At 60.5% G+C, this 19,783-nt stretch carries 18 protein-coding genes; 12 read left to right on the top strand and 6 right to left on the bottom strand.

The features are described 5' to 3' along the window. Positions 1–8 precede the first annotated feature (8 nt). The gene (locus IPM54_10675) at positions 9–935 is read left to right on the top strand and encodes a hypothetical protein (protein MBK9260288.1); all 927 of its coding nucleotides are present in this window, start codon (positions 9–11) and stop codon (positions 933–935) included. Next, positions 932–2,923, top strand: a complete 1,992-nt coding sequence (locus IPM54_10680) for a serine/threonine protein kinase (GenBank protein MBK9260289.1) — start codon at positions 932–934, stop codon at positions 2,921–2,923. The genes IPM54_10675 and IPM54_10680 overlap by 4 nt, the downstream gene beginning before the upstream one ends. 11 nt (positions 2,924–2,934) lie before the next feature. Here the strand turns inward: IPM54_10680 and IPM54_10685 are convergent, their stop codons facing one another. Then, a complete protein-coding gene (locus IPM54_10685; GenBank protein MBK9260290.1) occupies positions 2,935–3,666 on the bottom strand; it encodes a hypothetical protein in 732 nt (243 codons plus the stop codon). Positions 3,667–3,766: 100 nt separating this feature from the next. Here IPM54_10685 and IPM54_10690 point away from each other — a divergent pair, with 100 nt between their 5' ends. Together IPM54_10690 and IPM54_10695 are read left to right on the top strand one after the other, a co-directional pair. Beyond that, positions 3,767–4,141: a hypothetical protein gene (locus IPM54_10690; protein MBK9260291.1), complete on the top strand. Its 375-nt coding sequence runs from the start codon at positions 3,767–3,769 to the stop codon at positions 4,139–4,141. Between the two features lie 9 nt (positions 4,142–4,150). Next, positions 4,151–5,629, top strand: a complete 1,479-nt coding sequence (locus tag IPM54_10695; GenBank protein ID MBK9260292.1) for a hypothetical protein — start codon at positions 4,151–4,153, stop codon at positions 5,627–5,629. A gap of 27 nt (positions 5,630–5,656) precedes the next feature. Here the strand turns inward: IPM54_10695 and IPM54_10700 are convergent, their stop codons facing one another. Both IPM54_10700 and IPM54_10705 read right to left on the bottom strand, forming a co-directional pair. Continuing rightward, on the bottom strand, positions 5,657–6,280 hold the full coding sequence (locus IPM54_10700; protein ID MBK9260293.1) for a hypothetical protein: 624 nt from the start codon (positions 6,278–6,280) through the stop codon (positions 5,657–5,659). Positions 6,281–6,375: 95 nt separating this feature from the next. Continuing rightward, positions 6,376–8,754 carry a hypothetical protein gene (locus IPM54_10705; protein MBK9260294.1) on the bottom strand — a complete coding sequence of 793 codons (2,379 nt, stop codon included), beginning with the start codon at positions 8,752–8,754 and terminating at the stop codon, positions 6,376–6,378. A gap of 12 nt (positions 8,755–8,766) precedes the next feature. Between IPM54_10705 and IPM54_10710 the strand changes: the two genes are divergently transcribed. Continuing rightward, positions 8,767–8,934, top strand: coding sequence for a hypothetical protein (locus IPM54_10710; protein MBK9260295.1), 168 nt, complete (start codon positions 8,767–8,769; stop codon positions 8,932–8,934). A gap of 38 nt (positions 8,935–8,972) precedes the next feature. Here IPM54_10710 and IPM54_10715 read toward each other — a convergent pair whose 3' ends face one another. Beyond that, entirely contained in the window at positions 8,973–9,272 is a 300-nt protein-coding gene (locus IPM54_10715; GenBank protein ID MBK9260296.1) for a ParA family protein, read from the bottom strand. A gap of 652 nt (positions 9,273–9,924) precedes the next feature. Here IPM54_10715 and IPM54_10720 point away from each other — a divergent pair. Continuing rightward, a complete protein-coding gene (locus IPM54_10720; GenBank protein MBK9260297.1) occupies positions 9,925–11,514 on the top strand; it encodes an HNH endonuclease in 1,590 nt (529 codons plus the stop codon). Positions 11,515–11,525: 11 nt separating this feature from the next. Further along, positions 11,526–11,984: an SMI1/KNR4 family protein gene (locus tag IPM54_10725; GenBank protein ID MBK9260298.1), complete on the top strand. Its 459-nt coding sequence runs from the start codon at positions 11,526–11,528 to the stop codon at positions 11,982–11,984. Between the two features lie 25 nt (positions 11,985–12,009). Here the strand turns inward: IPM54_10725 and IPM54_10730 are convergent, their stop codons facing one another. Both IPM54_10730 and IPM54_10735 read right to left on the bottom strand, forming a co-directional pair. Next, the gene (locus tag IPM54_10730) at positions 12,010–13,953 is read right to left on the bottom strand and encodes a WD40 repeat domain-containing protein (protein MBK9260299.1); all 1,944 of its coding nucleotides are present in this window, start codon (positions 13,951–13,953) and stop codon (positions 12,010–12,012) included. 162 nt (positions 13,954–14,115) lie between these two features. Continuing rightward, a complete protein-coding gene (locus IPM54_10735; protein MBK9260300.1) occupies positions 14,116–15,036 on the bottom strand; it encodes a PAS domain-containing protein in 921 nt (306 codons plus the stop codon). A 219-nt stretch (positions 15,037–15,255) separates the two neighbouring features. Here IPM54_10735 and IPM54_10740 point away from each other — a divergent pair, with 219 nt between their 5' ends. From IPM54_10740 to IPM54_10760, 5 genes are all read left to right on the top strand, one after another. Next, the gene (locus tag IPM54_10740; GenBank protein ID MBK9260301.1) at positions 15,256–15,456 is read left to right on the top strand and encodes a hypothetical protein; all 201 of its coding nucleotides are present in this window, start codon (positions 15,256–15,258) and stop codon (positions 15,454–15,456) included. 26 nt (positions 15,457–15,482) lie between these two features. Beyond that, positions 15,483–16,139, top strand: coding sequence for a CoA transferase subunit B (locus IPM54_10745; protein MBK9260302.1), 657 nt, complete (start codon positions 15,483–15,485; stop codon positions 16,137–16,139). 279 nt (positions 16,140–16,418) lie between these two features. Continuing rightward, on the top strand, positions 16,419–17,759 hold the full coding sequence (locus tag IPM54_10750) for an FAD-dependent oxidoreductase (protein MBK9260303.1): 1,341 nt from the start codon (positions 16,419–16,421) through the stop codon (positions 17,757–17,759). Between the two features lie 15 nt (positions 17,760–17,774). Beyond that, positions 17,775–18,644 (top strand): hypothetical protein, encoded by an 870-nt coding sequence (locus IPM54_10755; GenBank protein MBK9260304.1) that lies wholly within the window; start codon positions 17,775–17,777, stop codon positions 18,642–18,644. A gap of 3 nt (positions 18,645–18,647) precedes the next feature. Further along, the gene (locus IPM54_10760) at positions 18,648–19,736 is read left to right on the top strand and encodes a DUF1624 domain-containing protein (protein MBK9260305.1); all 1,089 of its coding nucleotides are present in this window, start codon (positions 18,648–18,650) and stop codon (positions 19,734–19,736) included. Positions 19,737–19,783: the final 47 nt, after the last annotated feature.

Below are 19,783 nucleotides of genomic sequence, written 5' to 3' on the forward strand. Positions count from 1 at the left end.
TCGGATCCATGCGTTCTTCGAACCGTCCGGTGTCCACGTTGCTCGCCTTTTTGGGCGCCGTCGTGGGCGGCTGTGCGGCCCCCGTGGTCGACGACGACATCACGAGCGCGACGAGTTACACGACCGAAGCCATCGTGCTCGTGGAACGCACTGCTGCAGACGGTCAGCTCGTCCAAACCAACGTATCCGCCAAGTTCATGCGCCTTGGATCCAACGCGGATCTGGATGTCGCGGAACGTGTCGTCGGCGGCTCGTGGCTCGACCTTCCAACCATAGGTGAATGCAGGCCACTCACCACGTTTGCCGGGACAGACGAAGCACCTGCCCTGTCGGACCTCGGATCCATCGAATTGCTCGACGTCGGTGACCTCTCGATCACGGCCGAATCGACCAGCATGCCGCTCGCAACTCGAGCATTTCCCGATGTTGGCGGTTTGGTTTCCGGTGTCTTTTACACGTCACGCGATGCTCGCAGCGATCTGCCCGCGCCCGGTCGGTACGTCCTGGAAAGCACCGGCTCGGGCATGCTCGAAAGGTTTTCCATCGGCGCCGATGCTCCGGCAAACCCCGAGGGCGTGCGGATCGGAAACGTGGATCTCGCCGAAGGCGTGATGCTCGAAGAAGGTACCTCGACAAACCTCACCTGGCTCGTCGCGGAAACGGCCTCCGAATCGCGCGAAAGCGACTTGGTGTACGTCGATCTGACCGCTCCGAGCGGCACTGGAATTCGTTGCACCTACAAGGATCTTGGACAAGCCGTCATTCCCGCCGCCGTGACGACGAGCAAAGCTTGGGAGGCGCTGCCCGCGGTCGTCTCGATATCGCTGCATCGCATTCGCCAGGGCCAATTCGCTGCGCCCGGTATCGACGATGCCGAATTGCGATTCGACTTCTCGGTCGTTGGTAAAGCAACGATCGTCCCCTCGTCTCTGTGACGAACCCGCAAAACCCGAACGACGACGAAGAGTTGGTCAGGACGCACGCGGAAGCTTCGCGGCGCCTCGAAGTCGAGTGCGACTTCGCGGGTGCTGCGCGTGAAGCGCTGCTCGCCAAAGACCCACGCCGAGCCATTCGCCTCGCCACGCTCGGCGGCGATGAAAGCACCGCAAGACAAGCCATCGACGAGCTCGCGATGCGACTGCCGAGCCCGGCTGCGCTCGGCGTTGCCTCGGACTTGACAGCGCGCGGAGCACATCGGTACGCGGCGCTCTTGTACGCGCGGCTCGATGCGCACGACGACGCGGCCGCAGCGTTCGCGCTCGCAGGCAGCGCGCTCGATGCTGCCGAAAGTTACGAACGCGCGGGCAAACCTGCGGATGCAGCGCGAGCGCTCGAAGCAGCCATACGACGCAACGCGGACGATGCAGCAGCGCGCTTCGCGCTCGGATCGCTTCTCGCGCGGCACGGGCGCGTGGAACAAGCCATCAAAGCGCTGCAACAGATCGATCCTTCCGTGCCGGAGCGACGGCAAGCGTTACCTCTGCTCGCGCGTGCGTTCGAGCAAACGGGGCTCCTCGATGCAGCGCGCGAAGCACGTGAAGAGATGGAGCGTCTTGGCGTCACACCGGACGCAAAGGCTCATGCGCCCGCACCGACGAAAACGACGAACGCGGGCGGTGTGGTGCTTTATGGGCGTTACGATGTCGTGCGAGAAATCGCGACATCGGCGCATGCACGACTCGTCGAGGCCGTCGATCGCATCACGGGCGAACGCGTTGCCGTGAAGATTTTCGCGGGACTCGTCGAAGGCGCGGGACGCGATGCCTTGCAAAGGTTCGAGCGTGAAGCGCGAGCGCTCGAACGTCTGCGTCATCCGAACGTCGTTCCTTTGCAGCAATACGTTCCCGAAGGACCGGCCATCGTGCTCGCGTTCATGCGTGGAGGGTCGCTTGCGGACAAGATGCAAAGCGACGCGATGTCACCGGCGCGAGCTGTGGAGATTGCGCTGCTCGTGCTTTCGGCGCTGGGTGAAGCGCATCGACTGGGCATTCTGCATCGCGACGTCAAACCCGCGAACGTTCTCTTCGACGACGCCGGCACGGCCATGTTGTCGGACTTCGGTGCAGCGCATCTGGGCGACGTGTCCAGCACGGCAACGGCAGGCGCGATTGGAACGTACGCGTACATGGCCCCCGAGCAACGCATCGGTAGGCCAGCGGAAATCGCGAGCGATCTCTATGCGGTCGGAGCGATTCTGTACGAGCTGGTCACGGGCGAAGGAGCCGAGCCGTACCGAGGCGCGTGGGACGCTGCAAAAGCTCCGAGCGCGAAGAACGACGAGCTCACGAGCGAGCACGATGCAGTGATCGCGAAGTTTCTCGCGGAGTTGCCGGCCGATCGTCCGGCGGATGCGTTCGAAGCGCGGCGCATGCTCTCGTCGCTGAGGTGGCCGGAGAAGGTTCCCGCAGTGTGGTCGACCGAGACAAACGCGGACGAGCGGGCGCGGCCGACCGAAACGGAACGCTTGTGTCCGCCCAAGCGTCTTGGCGATGGGCGCGACATGGCGAGCTTGCGGCACGACGAATGGCTCGACCGCGAGGTGCTCGTGCTGCCGCTCGACGACGATTCGCTGCGTCGCGCGCGTGCGTTTGCCCGCGTGGGACATCCGGTGCTGCCGACGGTGCTTCGCGTGGATCGCGCGGCGCAGGAGCTTTGGGTCGCCCCACCGCTCGGCGTTGCACTTGCGGACGCGCCGCGCAAGGTTCGTCGCGACGTTTTCGATCGGTTTGTCGCGGCCATTCAAGCGTTATTGGCATCGGGCGGAGCGCACGGGTACATCGATCTGCAACACGTCTATTGGTACGACGGCGAGCTCGAGCTTGCGTGGCCTCGGAAGCCCGCATCGCCCGATGCGGCTGCAAACGATGCAGCGGCCCTGGAAAACCTTGCGAGGCAGATTGTCGCAGACGATGGTATGGATTGACGAACAGCGGTTCAGGTTTCCGCAGCTTCTTTTTCCACGGGTTTTTTGGATTTCGTCTTTTTCGCTCGCCGCTTTGCCAAAATGGCGCCCAAACGTGCGCCGATGGCTTTGATTCCCCATCCGACGAACGCGACGATACCCACCGACGTCGGCGCCCCAAGAATCCATACTCGGAGCGGCATCGGGGGTCGACTCGGGCACGGCGTACGCATTGCGAACCGACAAGCGTTGCGCTCCTCGAGCTCGCGTTTCAACTCATCGATTTCCGGCGTTTTCGGCAGCGCTCGAATCGCCGAGGATGCGATCAGGTACGAGGCGAGGGCTTCGGCATCGGCGGACGTTTGCGTGGAGACGTGATCTCGGAGCACGGCGGCGAGAGCTTTGGCGCGTTTGTCCGGGTCTACTTCGGCAAGCGCGGCGGCGAAAACGGACGCCGTTTTCGTCGATAGACGGTTGATGCACCGCACGGCGTGATCTTCGCTTCGGCGCAAGTAAACGATATTTCCGTCGGGCGCCATGTGCGGAATGGATCCGCTCACCTTTTCTTCGTGCGACAAGAGGCGGCGTGCAATGAGCACGCACGACGGCATTCGAGGCGGGCTACGGAGCCACACATCAGCGTATTGCTTGTAGAAGTAAAACGTCATCGCCGCGCCGATGATGCTGGCGACACCGACGGCGGCCATGATGGCGCGCTCGTGCCTGCGGAAATTGGTCGTGGACCCGCCTTCGGTCGCGGTCATGGCACGGTTGTGATCGGCCCGGCGGGCGCTGTCAATGGCTGGACTTGGCGTCCGTCTTGGTGATAGACATGACGTAATCTGACGACTTTAGAGGACGAACATGGGAACACAGAGCGTAAACCGTGCGCAGGTGCTCATCGCGCTGCGCCGGTCGTTGCCGAATATGAGCTTGCGGCGACTGGGAGATCTGGTCGACTCGGCGAAGTTGGTGACGGTTTCGGGCAAAAAGGAATCGGTTGCGTTGCTTGCATTCGGTCTGGTCCTCGATGGGACGCTGCGAGTGACGATGGAGGGTGCTCCGACGCGGTGGGTTGGTCCGGGTGAAGTTTTTGGCGCATCGCTCTACGAGCACCAAAAGATCGACAACCCAGTCAAGCTCGCGGGGACATCGAATACGGTGCGTTACTTGGCATTTTCACACGCAACCATGGAAATCATCGCGCCCTTGGCACGTGGTGGTCGAGCGGAGCAATAGGAGATTGAAATGAGCTTTCGCCGCATACTTTGCCAGGGAGATCCGATTGTTCTGGCAGGAATGAATCTGCCGACGCTCGTGGAGCTGCTTGCTCGAGCGATCGTGGAGCATCTCGGGGATTACGCCGTGGTGGTCGATCCTTTGGGCACATCGCGATTCTTTTCGCCGAATTCGATCCAAAACTTCCCTCCGACGCCGACCATGAATGCGGTCGATGCGGAGGTGAGCGCCGCATTGATGACGCTGCCCCCGCGCACGGTGCATTTTTTGGTATTGCGCAATGGAGTGAGCGATGCTCAGCTCGCTGCATTCTTGGGCGTGGCGAGCGCCTATTTCGACGTAGCCACACCCATTCGGGCGTACGCGCATCGATTCGATCCATTGCCACCCGATGTTACAGCGTGGCTCAATCCATTCGGGCGCGGCATGCCGGCCATCATGCTGCCCGCGAGCACGACGGGAAATGCCGGAGCCGCCACATTTTATACGATCGACATGGGATGGAACGCGCCTAGCCCGCCCGAACGAGATTCGTGCCGGATGCGTCTTTCGCCATCGCAGGTCAATGCTGCCGCCGCGGAGCCCATTTGGTCGAGCATTGCCACGACGACGCGCGCGACGCTCGAGCGATGGGCGCGCACGGTCACATGGCGGCGCGTAGCCATTTGCATCAGCGGCGGGGGCGCATCGGTGTTTCGATTGGTGCCCTTGTTTCAAGCGTTCGAGGACGAAGGGTTACCCATTGATTTGCTCGCAGGCGTCAGTGGCGGAGCGATCTTTTCGTCATGTTATGCTTTTGGGGGGCTCCCCAAAGTTCAAGAGCTCGCCAACCGCGGCATTTCGCTCACGGCAGCCGTCATGGGCGGCCTGCTGAGCACCCGATTCGTCAAGTACTACATCGACGATTTCTTCGATCATTGCGGCGTATGCAATACGGAAATGCGCGTCGTGGCCCTCTCCACGCGCATTGCCCCCATGTCCCCACCTCGCGCAGCCGCCGCGATGGATGGTACGTTCGGGGAAGCCAACCGAGCGAGCGGTGGCGCACCGTTTTTCGACGCTTATTTCGTGGGAGATTCGCGACAAGCCGACGGCGCGTTCCTCGCAGGTTTGCCCCCGCCATTTCTCGCCGAACGATTCGGCGCCGACATCGTGTTCGCCATGAACGTGATGGCATTGCCGGCAAACCGTTTTCCAGGTGAAACCATCCCCATTCTCGGCGACATCATGAGCGTCTTTTATCGCTACACGCCGCTGGGTCGTATCGCCGATACGTGGGGAGCTTCATCGACCATGCTGCATACGCTTGCCGAAGGCGCCGGGCTTCACGCAAACGTTTTCGTCGACACGACACCGCGCGATTGGGCGCCCATCGAGCAGTTTCAGTTTTACAACGCGACCACGTATTCATCCATCGGGCTTGGTCCGGGCGTCGATGTTGCCGACGTCGCCTTGGAATGCGTCCAGCGCTGGCGCAATTTGCCCTGAAATACCCAACTCCGCAAAAATACCCTATCAGCGCGGGTGCATCGGATACCCACCTTGCATGGGTGCACCTTGCGCTTGCATGGGCGCGCCTTGCATTTGCATCCCCGCGCCTTGCATGGGCGCACCTTGCATGCCGGCAGCGGGTCCAGCACCTCGACCGTCGGCCGCAGCAGAGGCCATGATGTTGCGGTGGAGGATTTGGACCACTTCTTTTGCCTTCTCTTCGTTGACCTCGACGCCTTCGATGATGCTGCGCTTGAATGCCATGGCAAACGCGCCGCCCCCGGTGGTTTCGACCATGACGAACATCCGCTTCTCGAGGAAGAAAAGGATGAGCATCACGATTGGCACGATGACCGTCCAGACCAGCATCCCGGCAAGTAGCAGGTATTCGACGGGTTTGGCGTAGCCGGCCGAGACGCATGCGACACGCGTCACGGGACATACGGTGACGGTTTCACCGAAAAGGCTTGCTTTTCGGAATGTGACCTCGCCCGGAGTCACCGTCAGCTCCGTATTGGCATCCACACCGATGGCGGAGAGAAACCAGCCCATGAACCCTGGCTGGCGACCGACGACATACACGCGGCCGGAGTACTGATCGGTGGAAAATTGCTTGAGAACGAGTGCGGGCCCGAGAATTCGAATCATGACGCCTCCCTTGTTCGGAAAAACCGAGTGCCGCGACGGTAACACGATCGCGGCAAATCAAGAACCGCACCCTCATCGATATGCCGGCCAACCCCCTACCCCCGCATCGCTTCCTGCGCATCCTGCGCGACGCGCGCCCATACCGACGCTTCCCGCGGCTGGCCCATCGCCGCCGACAAATACGCCAAAAAGCGCGCACACGCCTGCTCGCCGCGGTAGTCACGCGCTTGCCGCGCCTGCGCCAATGCTTCGAGCGTCTCCAAGACGGCACCGTCCACCGCGCCAATCGATGCAAGCGTTATCGCGTGCGACAATCGCTGCCGCGTGTCGAGCCCCGATACTTGCTCGGCCGCCGTCAATTTGCGAAATGCCTCCGTGTAATTGCCTCGGGCAAGCGCCATGAATGCACCCATCCGCTCGACGAGCGCGTCGTGCTCACCCGTGACGCGCAAGCTCACGAGCACCTGTTCGAGCGTCGCAAGGTCGCCTTCGAGCAATGCCTGCTTTGCCAATCGCGGCAAACGTGCCGCCATGACGTCCGGATCTTCATCGACTTCAGGATCCGCTCGCAATGCCGCAAATGCATCCGCCACACTCGGACGCGGCAGCGATCCAGGACCCGAATCCGGTCCCGCTCGAAGGCTGATCGGCGCCACGCTTTTGATCGAAATCGGCAGCTCGTCCATCGTCGCCTCGATGAGCGACGCAATCGATACGACCCCTTCGACAGGCGTTTCTTCCTCAGGACCCGCGACCTCCTCGGCCAGCTCGGGTACCTCGATGTCTGCATCGTGCTTGCGCGCTTCCGCTGCAAGCTCCGCCGCCGACAAATTCAAGCCGGCATTCGCCGCTCCAAATGCAGCCGATGCGGCCAGCGACGCGGCCACGTGTTCTTCTTCGGCCTGCGTCGCATGATACGCGAGCTCGGCCAATCCAAGCGTCGTGACCTGGTGTTCGAGCGTCCGCCAAATCATCCGATGCCACATCACTCGCGTGCCCGCATCGAGCGACCCTTCGAACGCTTGCATCGCCGAACGTGACGCGAGCGAAAGCCAATCCGGTTCGGATTGATACGCCCAACCTCCACTCGTCAGCATCGATTCGACCAGCGACAACCGCGCCCCGGGACCCTCCACCAAACACGCGATCGCATCGATGATCGGCACGGGAGCATCGCCGCCGAGCAGCGCCAATGCAACGAGCGACGCGCGAGCTCCGGGCGACAAGTACTTCGCACGGCGCATGATCCACACCGACGGCGGCGCACCTCGACCTCGACCACTCGTGCGACCTCGCGGCTCGGCTTTTTCGCCGGTCCACCGAAGCTCGCCCGAGGACAAACCTTCGGCGAGCGCTTCGCGAATGCCGAGCGGCAATCCCGCTCCTCGTTGCGCCCATCGACGCGCCGCTTCGTCGGTGATCGCATCGCCACAAAACGCGCGCGCAAGCGCCACCGATGCATCGAACGGGAGCGGCCCGAGCACGATGTCGAACATCGTTGGCAAAGACGAAAGCGCCTTGGGCAAGTCCGCGTCGTCTCCCATGCGTACGACGAGGGCAAACCCTTTGGCCAAGAGCGCTCGCGCGATCACGTCGAGCGTTGCGGAATCGATGATGTCGACATCGTCGATGGTGACGAGACCCGCGTTGCCATCGATCGGCGCGAGCCACGCATCGACGAGCTCCATGGCAGCATCGGTCGACGCGCCTTGGCCCGCGATGATCGCGTCGAGCACCTCGGTCTGGTGCGGCGACAACATCGGAAGCCTCTCCGTCGCGAGGGACCGCGCAAGCGCCGCACGGAGCGCTGCGAGCGGTTCGCGCGGAAGGTGCGCCGGCGTGATCGCGAGCGTCCGCGGAGCTGCGAGCTTCTTGCGTGCTTCTCGGAGCATGCGCGTTCCACCAGCTCCGGGCCGCGCGCGGATCACGCCCATGAACCCCGGCAGGACACTCATCCGAGCAAGCTCGGATTCGCGTCCGACGAGCATCGGTGCTTCGCGCAGACGGCCCACTTTCGCGAGCGCATCGCGCCTGTACGGAACGGCGACATCGAGGCGCAGGCCGCGCACGACGACGCCATCACGAAGCGGCACGCCGCGCTTGCCGCTCATCACGAGCTCGCCGGAGCGCGCGCACGGCATGTCGGGATCGACGAGCACTTCGCCTTGTCTGGAAAGTCGCGCGAGCTGTTCGGCGAGCACCAAGGCATGTCCCCAGGACAAACCCACGACGGATCCTCGATCACCCAAGCTACGCAGTTTGCCTTGCGCGATCCCGACGCTCATACGCAGCTCGGGCTTTGCGGCGCGAGCGTGCTCGATCGCGAACGCGAGAGCTTCGTCGAGCTCGTCCGGGCCGAAGTCGAAGGCCAACGTTTCGCCACCGAAAGCGCACAGGGACGCGCCGTACACCTCGGCGCTCGTTCTCATCGACGACGCATGCTCGAAATAGACATCCGCGTGGTCTCGCAGCACGAGTGGAGACGCGTGAAAAGCAACGACGATCCGTTCCTGCACGGCGGCATGGTCTCGCGAAGTTCACGCGCTGGCAAAGCTCGTTTGCAGGGTCGAGCGATTTCGACGGGTTCATTGGATTCGCCACCCATTTGGAACGGCGTCGAGATGTGCACCGCGGGCACCATCGGCAGCCTCTAGCAGGAACATTGGTTTACGCGCCGTCATGGCGAGCGGCATCAGGCTGCGATAATGCTTGAGCGCGGCCAATCGAAACGGGTCCTGATCGGGCGGGGGAATCGTCCCACCATGCTGGTCGAGCACGATCTCGCGATACCCGCGTACACAGTGAGCTTTTGGTCCCAAAGCTCCCTGATGCGGTCGTCGGTCACGAACATCGAGGTCAGGTTCGACTGCGGATCGAGGTCGGCTGCAAGGACAGGAACGCCTCGCTCCGCGAACATCCACGCGAGGTGAGAGACGAGGGCAGTTGTACCCACCCCACCTCTGTTGTTGAAAAACGCGATGGGAATCGTCATTAGCACCTCCGGCGAATGATGACCGAAAACGCCCGGTCATCGCAGTCGAATTCGGGCGGTGGGTTGCCGTTCGCGTTCAGGGCCGCTTGGGCCCGCTGAATGCCATAGCCGAATCGATTGACGTAACCGAGGTTCTTCATCGCGTCGGGTTGATCCCAAACAACAGGATCCCCGCAATGGTGGGCGCGCCGTGCTGCAAATCAGCGCACCCGTTACGACCTCCGTCGCGTCGGGAACGACCACTTCGCCCTGAAGGCAATGCCACGCGACGAAGCGGCAAGCCCTCGAGACATGCGGGCAAGCCATATCGACGCAGGAGCACTGCCTTGGGACGTCGGTCATGGCCCCGCGCGTGATTCGTGCAACCATCCATTGCCAGCGAAACGACTGCCGCGATATCGGTAACGACCTGTTCGACGTCGGTGCAATTGCATCGCGCCCCGCAGGCACGAACTGCGTCCGCGGCAATCGTTACTCGCGTGATGTGTGCAACAAATCGAGCGACCGGTAACGGGGCTCGGGTCGAAAATGCAACGGTTTGATCAGCAGGTATCTGACACACTGGATGCTTGCTCTCCGGTGTCTGCTCTGTTGGCATCGCAGCATGGGGCGAGGGATTCAATTCACATTGATGTTGGTGTGCCTTTCGATTGTGACGTCGCTATCGGGTTGCGCGGTTGAAGTCACCGAATGGCGTCTCAAGGCTCAAAGCCAAGCGAAGTATACCTATGTTTGTCGAAGGACGCCGGACGTTCCCGAAGGTGTTCAATATTGGGCGGTCAAGACAGAGACGAATGAAACGGTGACGGACCGCGAGCCTGAGCGATTGATCGAATTCGCCAAGGACGCGGACTGGATTTACGAATTCCATCCCCACGCTCCAGCATCGACGGTCGATCATTTTGTTTTTCCGTACAATCACCTGACGTGTAACTCGGATATGTGGGTGACGGTGCCGCCGCGCAAGGCGCTGCCGAAAAACGAGATTGACGTGTCGTATGCATTTCGGCAAGCCATGGCGGAGGTGCTCGCGGACGGTTGTGCGTTGCCGCCGCCAGAGACGGCATCGATGCAGGGCGTGCGTGAGCACATGGGGCAGCTTTTGACGACGCCGAGACCCATCGTCATCGACCCCGAGACGGGTAAACCTCGAGACTTCATATCGCCGCTGCAGAAGACGATTCTGCGTGAATTGTCGATTCGGGTGCTTTTCGAAGGCGGCGCCGTGCGTGAAAAGGATTTGCCCAAGGATGCCGATGGCAAACCCTACAAATGGTGGCGAGATCCTAAAATCGTAGCGCAGCCGAACGTGCAAAGAGTGGGCGGCTTCGTTTCGGGCGTAGCGGTTGGCGTGGCACCAGGCGGTGCCATGGGCTCGGATGTGCTCATTGAAACGCGCATGTTGCCGCAAGGCACGCGTGACGCTCGCATTGGCAAAGCGCTGGGCGAAATCGTGGTGGGCGGCGGTCAATTCTTCGTGGGCATCGGTGGTGTAGTGGCCGGAACGGGCATGAGCGCTACCGGTGGAGGCGCTGCACCTGGCGCGCTTATTTGTTTGGGCAGCATTACGCTCGTGGCCAACGGTGGCGCCACGTTTTGCCATGGCGCCGAGCAGCTCACGCTGGAATTGCTTTTCAAGCGCGACGACACGCAGGCGACCGTGATACCCATCGCGCCGCCGAAACCGGCTGCAAAGCCGAATGCATCGAAGCCAAAGCCGAAGCCAAAGCCGTTGCCGATTGCCAAACCGGCGCCGAAGCCGACGCCGACCAAGACCACGACGCGGGTCCGGGGGGCGAGCGAGCCAACGACGACGACCACGACGAGCGCGTCAGGCACGAGGACGACGACGCGACCGCGGCAACCTACGCCAAATCCGGTGAAGGCGCGGAAGCCGCACCAGCCGGATCCGGACAAGTGGACAAAGAAGGGCGGTACGATTAAAGAGCATCCCGATGGGAGAACGACGTACAGGCGGAAGGATGGGGTGGAGGTCACCTATGACAAGCATGGGTATCCGGATTTTGCGCCGTATCGGCATCCCACGGTGAAAGATGTGAAGATTGAGTTTACGGGCAAATATGATCCTGACTTCGCGGCCGCCAATGCAGCAGCGGGCCTCAAAAGAACGCCTGATGGCTACACATGGCATCATCATCAGGACGGCCGCACAATGCAGCTCATTAAGCAGGAAATACACCGAGAATTTTTCCACACGGGTGGCATGGCAACAACACGATAAGGAGGCATTGCATGCTCGAGAAAATCGAAGAATCGTATGGCATGATCTCCGATGCAAACATCGCAGCCCTAGAGTCGCGTCTGGGGCTCGTATTGCCTGATGGGTATAGACGCTTCTTGCTTCGAAATAATGGTGGAGCGCCTGTCCCCGATGCGTTCGACGTGCCCGGCTGGCACCATGTCAATAGCCGCGTTGCCCGATTCTATGGGATCCACGCCGGACCGCATTCGAACCTGGAAAAAGATTGTGCGTTTTTTGCCGAACGGCTTCCTCCGGCGATAATCCCCATAGCCGATGATCAAGGCGGCAACATCATCTGCCTTGGCATCGAAGGCAAACGCCGCGGCAAAATCTACTTCTGGGATCACGAGGACGAATTCGACGAACACGGTGAGGGTCGGCAAGACTATGGTAACGTGTACTTTCTAGCGAATTCAATCGATGAGTTCTTGCGCCAACTCAGGGAGTGAGGCAGCGCGTACTCCATCTCCGCTGCTACCGCTTCACTTCGAATACCCGCACCATCGTATCCGCGCCTCCCGTGGCGATTCGTTTCCCGTCGCGAGAAAATGCAAAACACAATGCCCCTTGCTCGCCCGCTTCTGTCCGAGCAACACGCGCGCCCGTATTCGAGTCCCAAAGCTGCACTTCGCCTTCCGACAGGGTCGCAAACGTGTCTCCGCTCGGCGAAAACACGGCCGGTGGCTCGGCGTCGATTTCTCGTAATGCATTTCCCGTGGCTGCGTCCCATATCTGCAAATGCAATGGAGGAGCCCGCTTCGATACCTTTCCAAAGCCCGTGATCATGAGCCGATCGTCGGGGGAATACGTGACGAACAGCGTTCCATCCAGCGTTTTTTCGAGCGCGCCGGTGTGCACATTCCAAACGTGCACTGGCTGATCCCATCGAGCAACGGCCATTCGTTGCCCATCCGATGTGAACGCCACGGAACTTGGGGTCATGAGGTTTTGCGCCATCCCGTCCTGCGGTTTTGCAGTGCCAAACGTCTTTTGTTCGGCCCCGGTGGTCGCATCGAGCAATCGTACGATCCGTGTTTCATTACTCGCAGCGAGCCACTTGCCATCGGGAGTATACCGAAGCGCTTCCATGCGGCCCCGTTCGAATCGGTTCGTCTCTTTCCACGATGATGTATCCCAAAAGCGTGCGCTTCCATGGGCCATCGTGAGCAATCGACGGCCATCGGGTGAAAACACGAGCGTATCAATGCCAAAACTCATGCGCGGAAGGCGCGCTTTTTCCGCGCCCGTGCTCGCGTCCCGCACGAGAACGACGCCGTCGGTATCCCCGGAAGCAATGAGCGCTCCGTCACGCGAGTAAGCCACTTCGACAATCGCCGCCGTGTGCCCGGATGCATTGAACGAAGGCGCGCCACTGTCCAAATCCCATATTTCCAGCAACCGCGAGCGGCCCGCCCCGGCGACTCGTTTCCCGTCTGGCGAAATGGCGAGATGCCATATTGGAGTTTCTTGTCGGCTACGGGTGACGAGCTTGGCTTTTCCCGTATTCGCATCCCAGACGACGAGATGTCCTGCATTGCTACCCGAAACGACCCAGCGTTTGTCCGGGGTCATCCCCAAAGCGCCAATGGAACCGAATTGCCCCTCGAGCACGCGGATTTTTGCCCCTGTCGCTGGATCGCGCAGCGCAACGCCATCTTTCCCATCCTTGGACAGCTCGCCCATGATGAGGATTTTCCCATCCGGTGAATACGCGACGGAATGAACACGGTGGGCGCTGCTGTCGATATCTTTCGCGCGTTTGCCGGAATTCGTGGGAATGATCCAAAAATGGCCTTCATCTGCGGTGGCTACGACCTGTTTGCCGTCCGGGGACAAGGCAATTCGAGTCGAAAGATTGCGGTGTTCGTGAATGATTCGCGACGAGGGATTGGATTGGCGCAAGTCCCACGAGGTCACTCGACCGTTCGAATCGAGCGCGACAAGCGTTTGCCCATCCGCGGCGTACGCAATATCGTAGATCGACGCCCCGGCATGCTCGAGCTTGTGCACGAGCTTTCGGCTTTGCAGGTCCCATATGAAAATGGATATCGTTAGGTCGGACGCAGCCAAAAAACGACCGTCGGGCGAAAAAGCGACGTTCACGATAGGTTCACTTGCCGCCGCGAGCGCATACGACCGAGCGCCCGCTACGGCATCCCACACCAGCACTTCATTGCCGCGTTTCCCTCCACCACCCGAGGCCAATCGTTTCCCATCCGGCGAAAACGCGACCGTTCGCACGTCGTCGTCTGCGACCAGAGGATTCCCACCGTAATGCGCAAGCTCGGGCAATACACCACAAATCGAGCTCTCAGGCGCTGCGGGCATCGCCGAAGGCTCGGTCGACTTGGCCGCCGTCGAGGACGAATGGGTGTGGTCTACCGATTTCGTCGCACAGGACGCGATGCATACGAGCATGGGGAGGAGCAGCGCGGCATTCACGGCATACATCAAAGCACATTTTAGGAAAAGTACGTAGGCATTTCGTCGCCCTGGCTTTCGGGCGCTCGTGACAGGTGCCACTCGTCGCGCAGCCGCTCGTGCTTGGGTTTGTCCGCGCGTACTTGCGTCGTCCGTGCCTTATCCGCGTCCCTGAGGGCGCGGGCCTGCAACGCTATTTCGGAACTGCCCGCCCATTGCGAAGGAAATTCCGCTCTGAAGCGTGCCGCGGGTCACGACGCCGCCCAGGTTGGCCTGGATATGGATCAATGTCTGGGCCACGTCTCGACGGATCCCCGTAAAAATCACCTCCGCGCCGAGGAGCTGGACCCCTCGCGCAGCCTGCACGAGCGCGTCGGCGACCTGCGAGTCGACCACCGAAATGCCCGTCAGGTCGAGGATGACCGTCCGTGCGCTGCGCTCCGAAATGCCTCGAAGCAGCGTGTCCATGACCTGCACCATGCGCTGAGAATCGAGCGTGCCGATGAGCGGCATCACGACGATGCCGTCGGTAATGGGGATGAGCGGCGTCGACAGCTCCGCCAGCGCCGCGTTCTGCGCCTCGATGACCGCTTGCCGCCGCGCATTCTCCGCGGCCTCCTCCTCCATCCGCTTACGATCGGTGACGTCGCGCGCCACGATGACGACGAGGTCGCCCGTCATCGGCGAGATATTGGCAAAAAACCACGTATCGCTGCCATTGATCGGGAGGCTGTACTCCATTGTGACCAGCCCCTGCGAACGCAAACATGCCTCGATCTTGGAAAGGAAAAAATCCGCCGCCTCGGCCGGCATGACCTCGTGCAACCTCTTGCCGACCAGCTCATCGCTGGGCTTGTACAGCTTATTCGGCGCGGTCGGCGCAATCCTCACATAACGACCCGTCGAGTCCATGACGAGCACCACGTCCGTCATTGCCGACAGGACGGCCCGCATTTCAGTTTCGGAAGCGCGGGATGCCGCGAGCTCGGCTTCGGCTCGCTTCAATGAATGTTCGAGCGCGAAAATACGAGCGCGAAGGGTCTCTGTGTCAATCGATTGACGAGGTGTGGAGCCGTCCATGGATTGTCTGCTCTCGATTTGGAGTTGCCCAGTTATAGATCAACGTTGCAGGCAAAAACAAGTCGATTTTGGTAATGGACCAACCGCATTCTTGAAATAATCAACGCGTTATTCATTATTTCCGTCATTGATTTGACGGTTCATCGTGGAGGCGCAGCGCGTCAATGATCTCGGGCCGCCCCCGTCGATAATCCGCCTTGCGGCGATTCGCGATCGGGGATGCTCGGTGCGTGGGTCTTCGTGCCCAATGAGGTGCAGAACCTGAACATCGTCGACGATACCGGGGATCGCGTCGAGCGGGTGGTAGGGACTTGGCGCTTGCGCAGCTCGTTCTATGTTGCGCTCGGGGACCTTGGGCATTCGAGGGAGCCGGCTGGAAATGACCCTGCCATTGCCGTGATCGGAATTCGCGGGACATGACGGCGCACGACCCGGAGGGCATCACGATGGCACTCACACGGGAACGAATTGCAAAACGCGCAGCGCAGGAATTGCGAGACGGTGACTACGTGAATCTCGGGGTCGGTATGCCGACGCTGGTCGCGAACTACATACCAGCCGGGATGACGGTCGTGCTGCAGAGCGAAAACGGATTGCTCGGCATTGGCCCATACCCTGCTCCGGGAGACGAAGATCCGGACGTCATCAATGCCGGAAAAGAGACGATCACCATGTTGCCCGGGGCCGCCACCTTTTCGAGCGCCGAGTCGTTCGGGCAAATCCGGGGCGGGCATATCGATCTTGCCATCTTGGGGGGAATGGAAGTTTCCGAAAAGGGCGATCTCGCGAATTGGATGATCCCCGGCCAAAGGGTGAAGGGGATAGGCGGCGCAATGGATTTGGTCGTGAGCGCAAAACGGGTCGTCGTCATCATGGATCATGTGGCGAAGAACGGGTCGCCGAAAATTAGGAATCAGTGCACGCTGCCGCTGACGGGGCACAGGGTGGTTCACCGCATCATTACGGAGCTCGCGGTGATCGACGTGGCTCCCGAAGGTCTCGTTCTTTGCGAGATTGCACCGGGCGTATCCACCGGAGAAGTACAAAAGTGGACGGAGCCGCCATTGAAGGTCGCGCCGACCATTCGCGAAATGGCGATTTAGGTGTTCCGCCCGAATCACCACGGACCCCAGGTCCATACACATGTGACGGCGCAGGAGCGAATTGCGCACCTGTAAAGGTCCTCCACCATCGCCGCGATGTCCCCCATTCGCGCAATGCATCCGGACGATATTCACGATGGAAGCAGGGGCCATCCTGACAGCGAATCAGGCTCGGCAGGTCGTGCGTCCGCGTCGCTTCGAACAATGATTGGATGAGGCCGCCCGTCGCCGTGTATTGGCGTGGGCAGTCGCTTTCGCGCAGGCGAAACGGTGAGCGAAATGAAACGAATTTCCATCATCGGCGGCGGACCAGGTGGTCTCATGACTGCATATCTGCTGCAGAAGACGGCGAATTCGCCGATGAATCTGACGCTGTTCGAAGCCTCCAATCGGCTTGGAGGGAAAATTCACACATCGCGGTTTCAGGCATTGCCTGCGCAATACGAGGCAGGTGCGGCCGAGTTTTATGACTACTCGCCAGTCGACGACGATCCGCTCAAAGCATTGATTGCCGAGCTGGGACTTTCCATCAGCCCCATTGGCAGCTCGTCGGTCATCCTGGATCAGAAGATCCTGTGCAATCTGGATGATATGCGGGCGCACCTTGGGGCAGAAGCATGCGCTGCACTGCTCTCCTTCGATCGAGCGGCCAAGGATATGGTGAGCCCATTGGAGTATTACGCGGGCGACCCTGCCGCGTCGCCCCAGACCTCGCGCTTCGATGCGCTCTTGGAAAAGATTCGCCCGGCCGCGACACGTCGTTACATCGAGACGCTGATCCATAGCGATCTCGCGACCGAGCCGGAGCGAACGAGCGTCGAGTACGGAATGCACAATTATTTGATGAATGATCCCAGTTACATGCAACTGTATCGCATCGGCGGGGGCAACGAGCGGTTGCCCGAGGAGCTGGCGCGACGGATCAGCGCCACCGTGCGGTTGAATCACGTGGTGACCGAAATCGGCCGGGGAGCGGATGGCAAGCTCGTGGTGGCGCATGATCATCGTGGGGTATTGGGCGAGGATTCGTTTGATTTCGTGATCATCGCGCTGCCGCACAATTACCTGACGCACCTCCAATTCCGCGGTGAACGCCTTGCAGAAGCAATGCGAGCACATTGCGCACACTACGATCATCCGGCGCATTATTTGAGAATGACGTTGCTGTTCGAACGGCCCTTTTGGCGAGCCAAGCTGGACGACGCGTTCTTCATGCTGGATCGGTTTGGCGGGTGCTGTTTGTATGACGAGGGGACGCGGGCGCCGGAAATGACATACGGCGTGCTCGGTTGGCTCTTGGGTGGACAGCCCGCGCTGGAAATGAGCGCGCTCGACGATGCGACGCTGATTGCGGCGGCGCTGGAGTCATTGCCTGATTTCTTGGCCGAAGGCCGGCAATGGTTTCGGGAAGGCCGGGTTCATCGCTGGCCATACGCCGTGAACGCGATTCCGGGCGGAATTACGCCGCGTGCCCGAAACCTGCAACATCAACCGGAACCCGTGGGACATCCGGACCTATTCGTCGTCGGTGACTACTTGTTCGACTCGACGCTCAACGGAGTCCTGGATTCGGCTGAATACGTAGCAGAGTGGTTGGCTTCTCGAATCATCGACAATTAACCGAGCGAGCAAATCATGCATACCCAAAGTACACCGCCGAAAAAGCAAACTTCGCCCGCATCCATTCAATTGCTGCAGGGTTTGCCCGACGGCGCGGAAATCCAGCAAGTGGCATTCGTCACCCGGGCTGACACGGCACAGATGACGCTCATGGAATTCAATGAGCCTCACGCGTGCCACGCGGTATTGGTGAAAGGCTCTGCCGCAGAGCCTCCTGCCGACGTGACGATGTTGATCGTGCCGACGAGCGATCACGAGGATCCCGAGGTTTTGGCGAATGTTTGGAATTGGGTCGAGCCGGGGGTTCCGCAAGAGCTTCGGCGCGGAATTTTGATCATGCTTTGGGGAGCGCGGGTCATTTGGTCCCCAGGGCGCGCGGGGCTCATTGCTTCGGCCGATCGAATGGAGGCGCTGCGTCACGCGGTCGTCGATTTTTCATTTCACGATGGGGAAACTCGCAAGATCGAAGCGGAGCTTGCTCGGATTTGGCCCCATCTGGAAACCGATACGCCGCTCGCATTTCGGTTCGACACGCAAGCAATGGCGAAACGAGACGAGCTTGCGCAGCGATTCCAGCAGGTCGTCGGCCTGCGCGCGCGTTTGGCCCGGATCGATCCCGTCATTCACCAGCCGCCGATCCATCCTCCAACATTGGCCAGCCAATTGAACGAGCGCCTGAAAGAACGGGCGCAGCTATCCGAACGAATGGAATTCGTCGACGAACAGCTCGAGCTCCTCGCGGGGGTCTACGAGATGTGCGGCCACCGCTCGAGCGAATTCGTGATCGCTCAGAAAGAGGCCCGTTTGAACTGGATCATCATCATCCTTCTGGCGACGGAGACGCTGGCACTCATCGTTGATTTGCTCGCTGCAAACGGGATTTGACCCATGCGCTATTTGTCGATCGACATCCTCCGCACCGTGGCCATTTTCGTCATGGTGCAGGTGCATTTCGTGGGAAACCTTTCGGGGTTTCACCATCCGGGCCCGGCCGGCTTCGGGGCGCCACTCTTCGCTTTTCTCCTGGGTGTCAGCTACTTTTTGTGGCTCGAGAATCCGCGCGTGCGCAAAACGAAGGATTCAGAGATCAGCAAGATCTCCATTCGTCGCGGGTTGTTTTTGTTCGGCGTGGGTATCCTGTTCAATGTCTTCGTCTGGCTCCCCGAGGACGCGTTCATCTGGGACATTTTGACGTTTCTCGGCGTGGGGTTGATCGTCCTGAATGGTGCCCGCAAATTGCCGAGCTCCATTCTGTTGATGATATGCGCCGTGATCTTCGTCATCAGTCCCACTCTACGAGTTCTCACTGAATACCCTGCGTACTGGACGAGCAACACGTTCGATTTCGATCTGACGCTGTCCGACGTGCTGTTGGGCTTCCTCGTCAATGGGTATTTCCCAATCTTTCCGTGGATTGTTTATCCCATTGTGGGGTTCGTGGTTACTTCGCGCTTGATGCCCCCCGATACCACTTGCCCGCCCGCCACGCTCAATCGATTGACGTATATCGGCGTTGGTCTGCTCGGAGCGTGGATCGCGGCGACGTTGCTTCGTCCTCATAGCCCGTCGATTGTGCAAAACATCTGGCTCGAAGGCTGGAGGATGTTTCCGGCATCCGTCGAGTACATGCTGGGCACTCTGGGCCTAGCCATCACGGCGTTTACGCTGCTGCATCGTTGGGTCGACGCCACTTCCGTCATTCCCAAAGACAGCAAACTCGCGCAGGTCTTTACGATATTTGGTCCGCGCGCCCTTTCGGTCTATGTGTTGCACCATTTGGTCCACATCTGGCCGCTCTGGATTTATGGCATGGTCACGGGGCCCGAGCCGACCGCGCATTGGCAGAAAGCATTGCCAATCACGGTATCCTGGCCGTTGGCCTTCGTATTTCTCGGGCTCTGCTACTGGCTCCTGCAATGGATGACACGAACCGGTAAGCCCGGAATGGAGACACTGATGCGCTGGCTTTGCGATTGATGCGGTTGTCCGGCGTGCCGAAACCACGCCATCGAGCGACAGGAGGA

Source organism: Polyangiaceae bacterium (genome assembly GCA_016715885.1).
GTDB lineage: Bacteria > Myxococcota_A > Polyangia > Polyangiales > Polyangiaceae > Polyangium.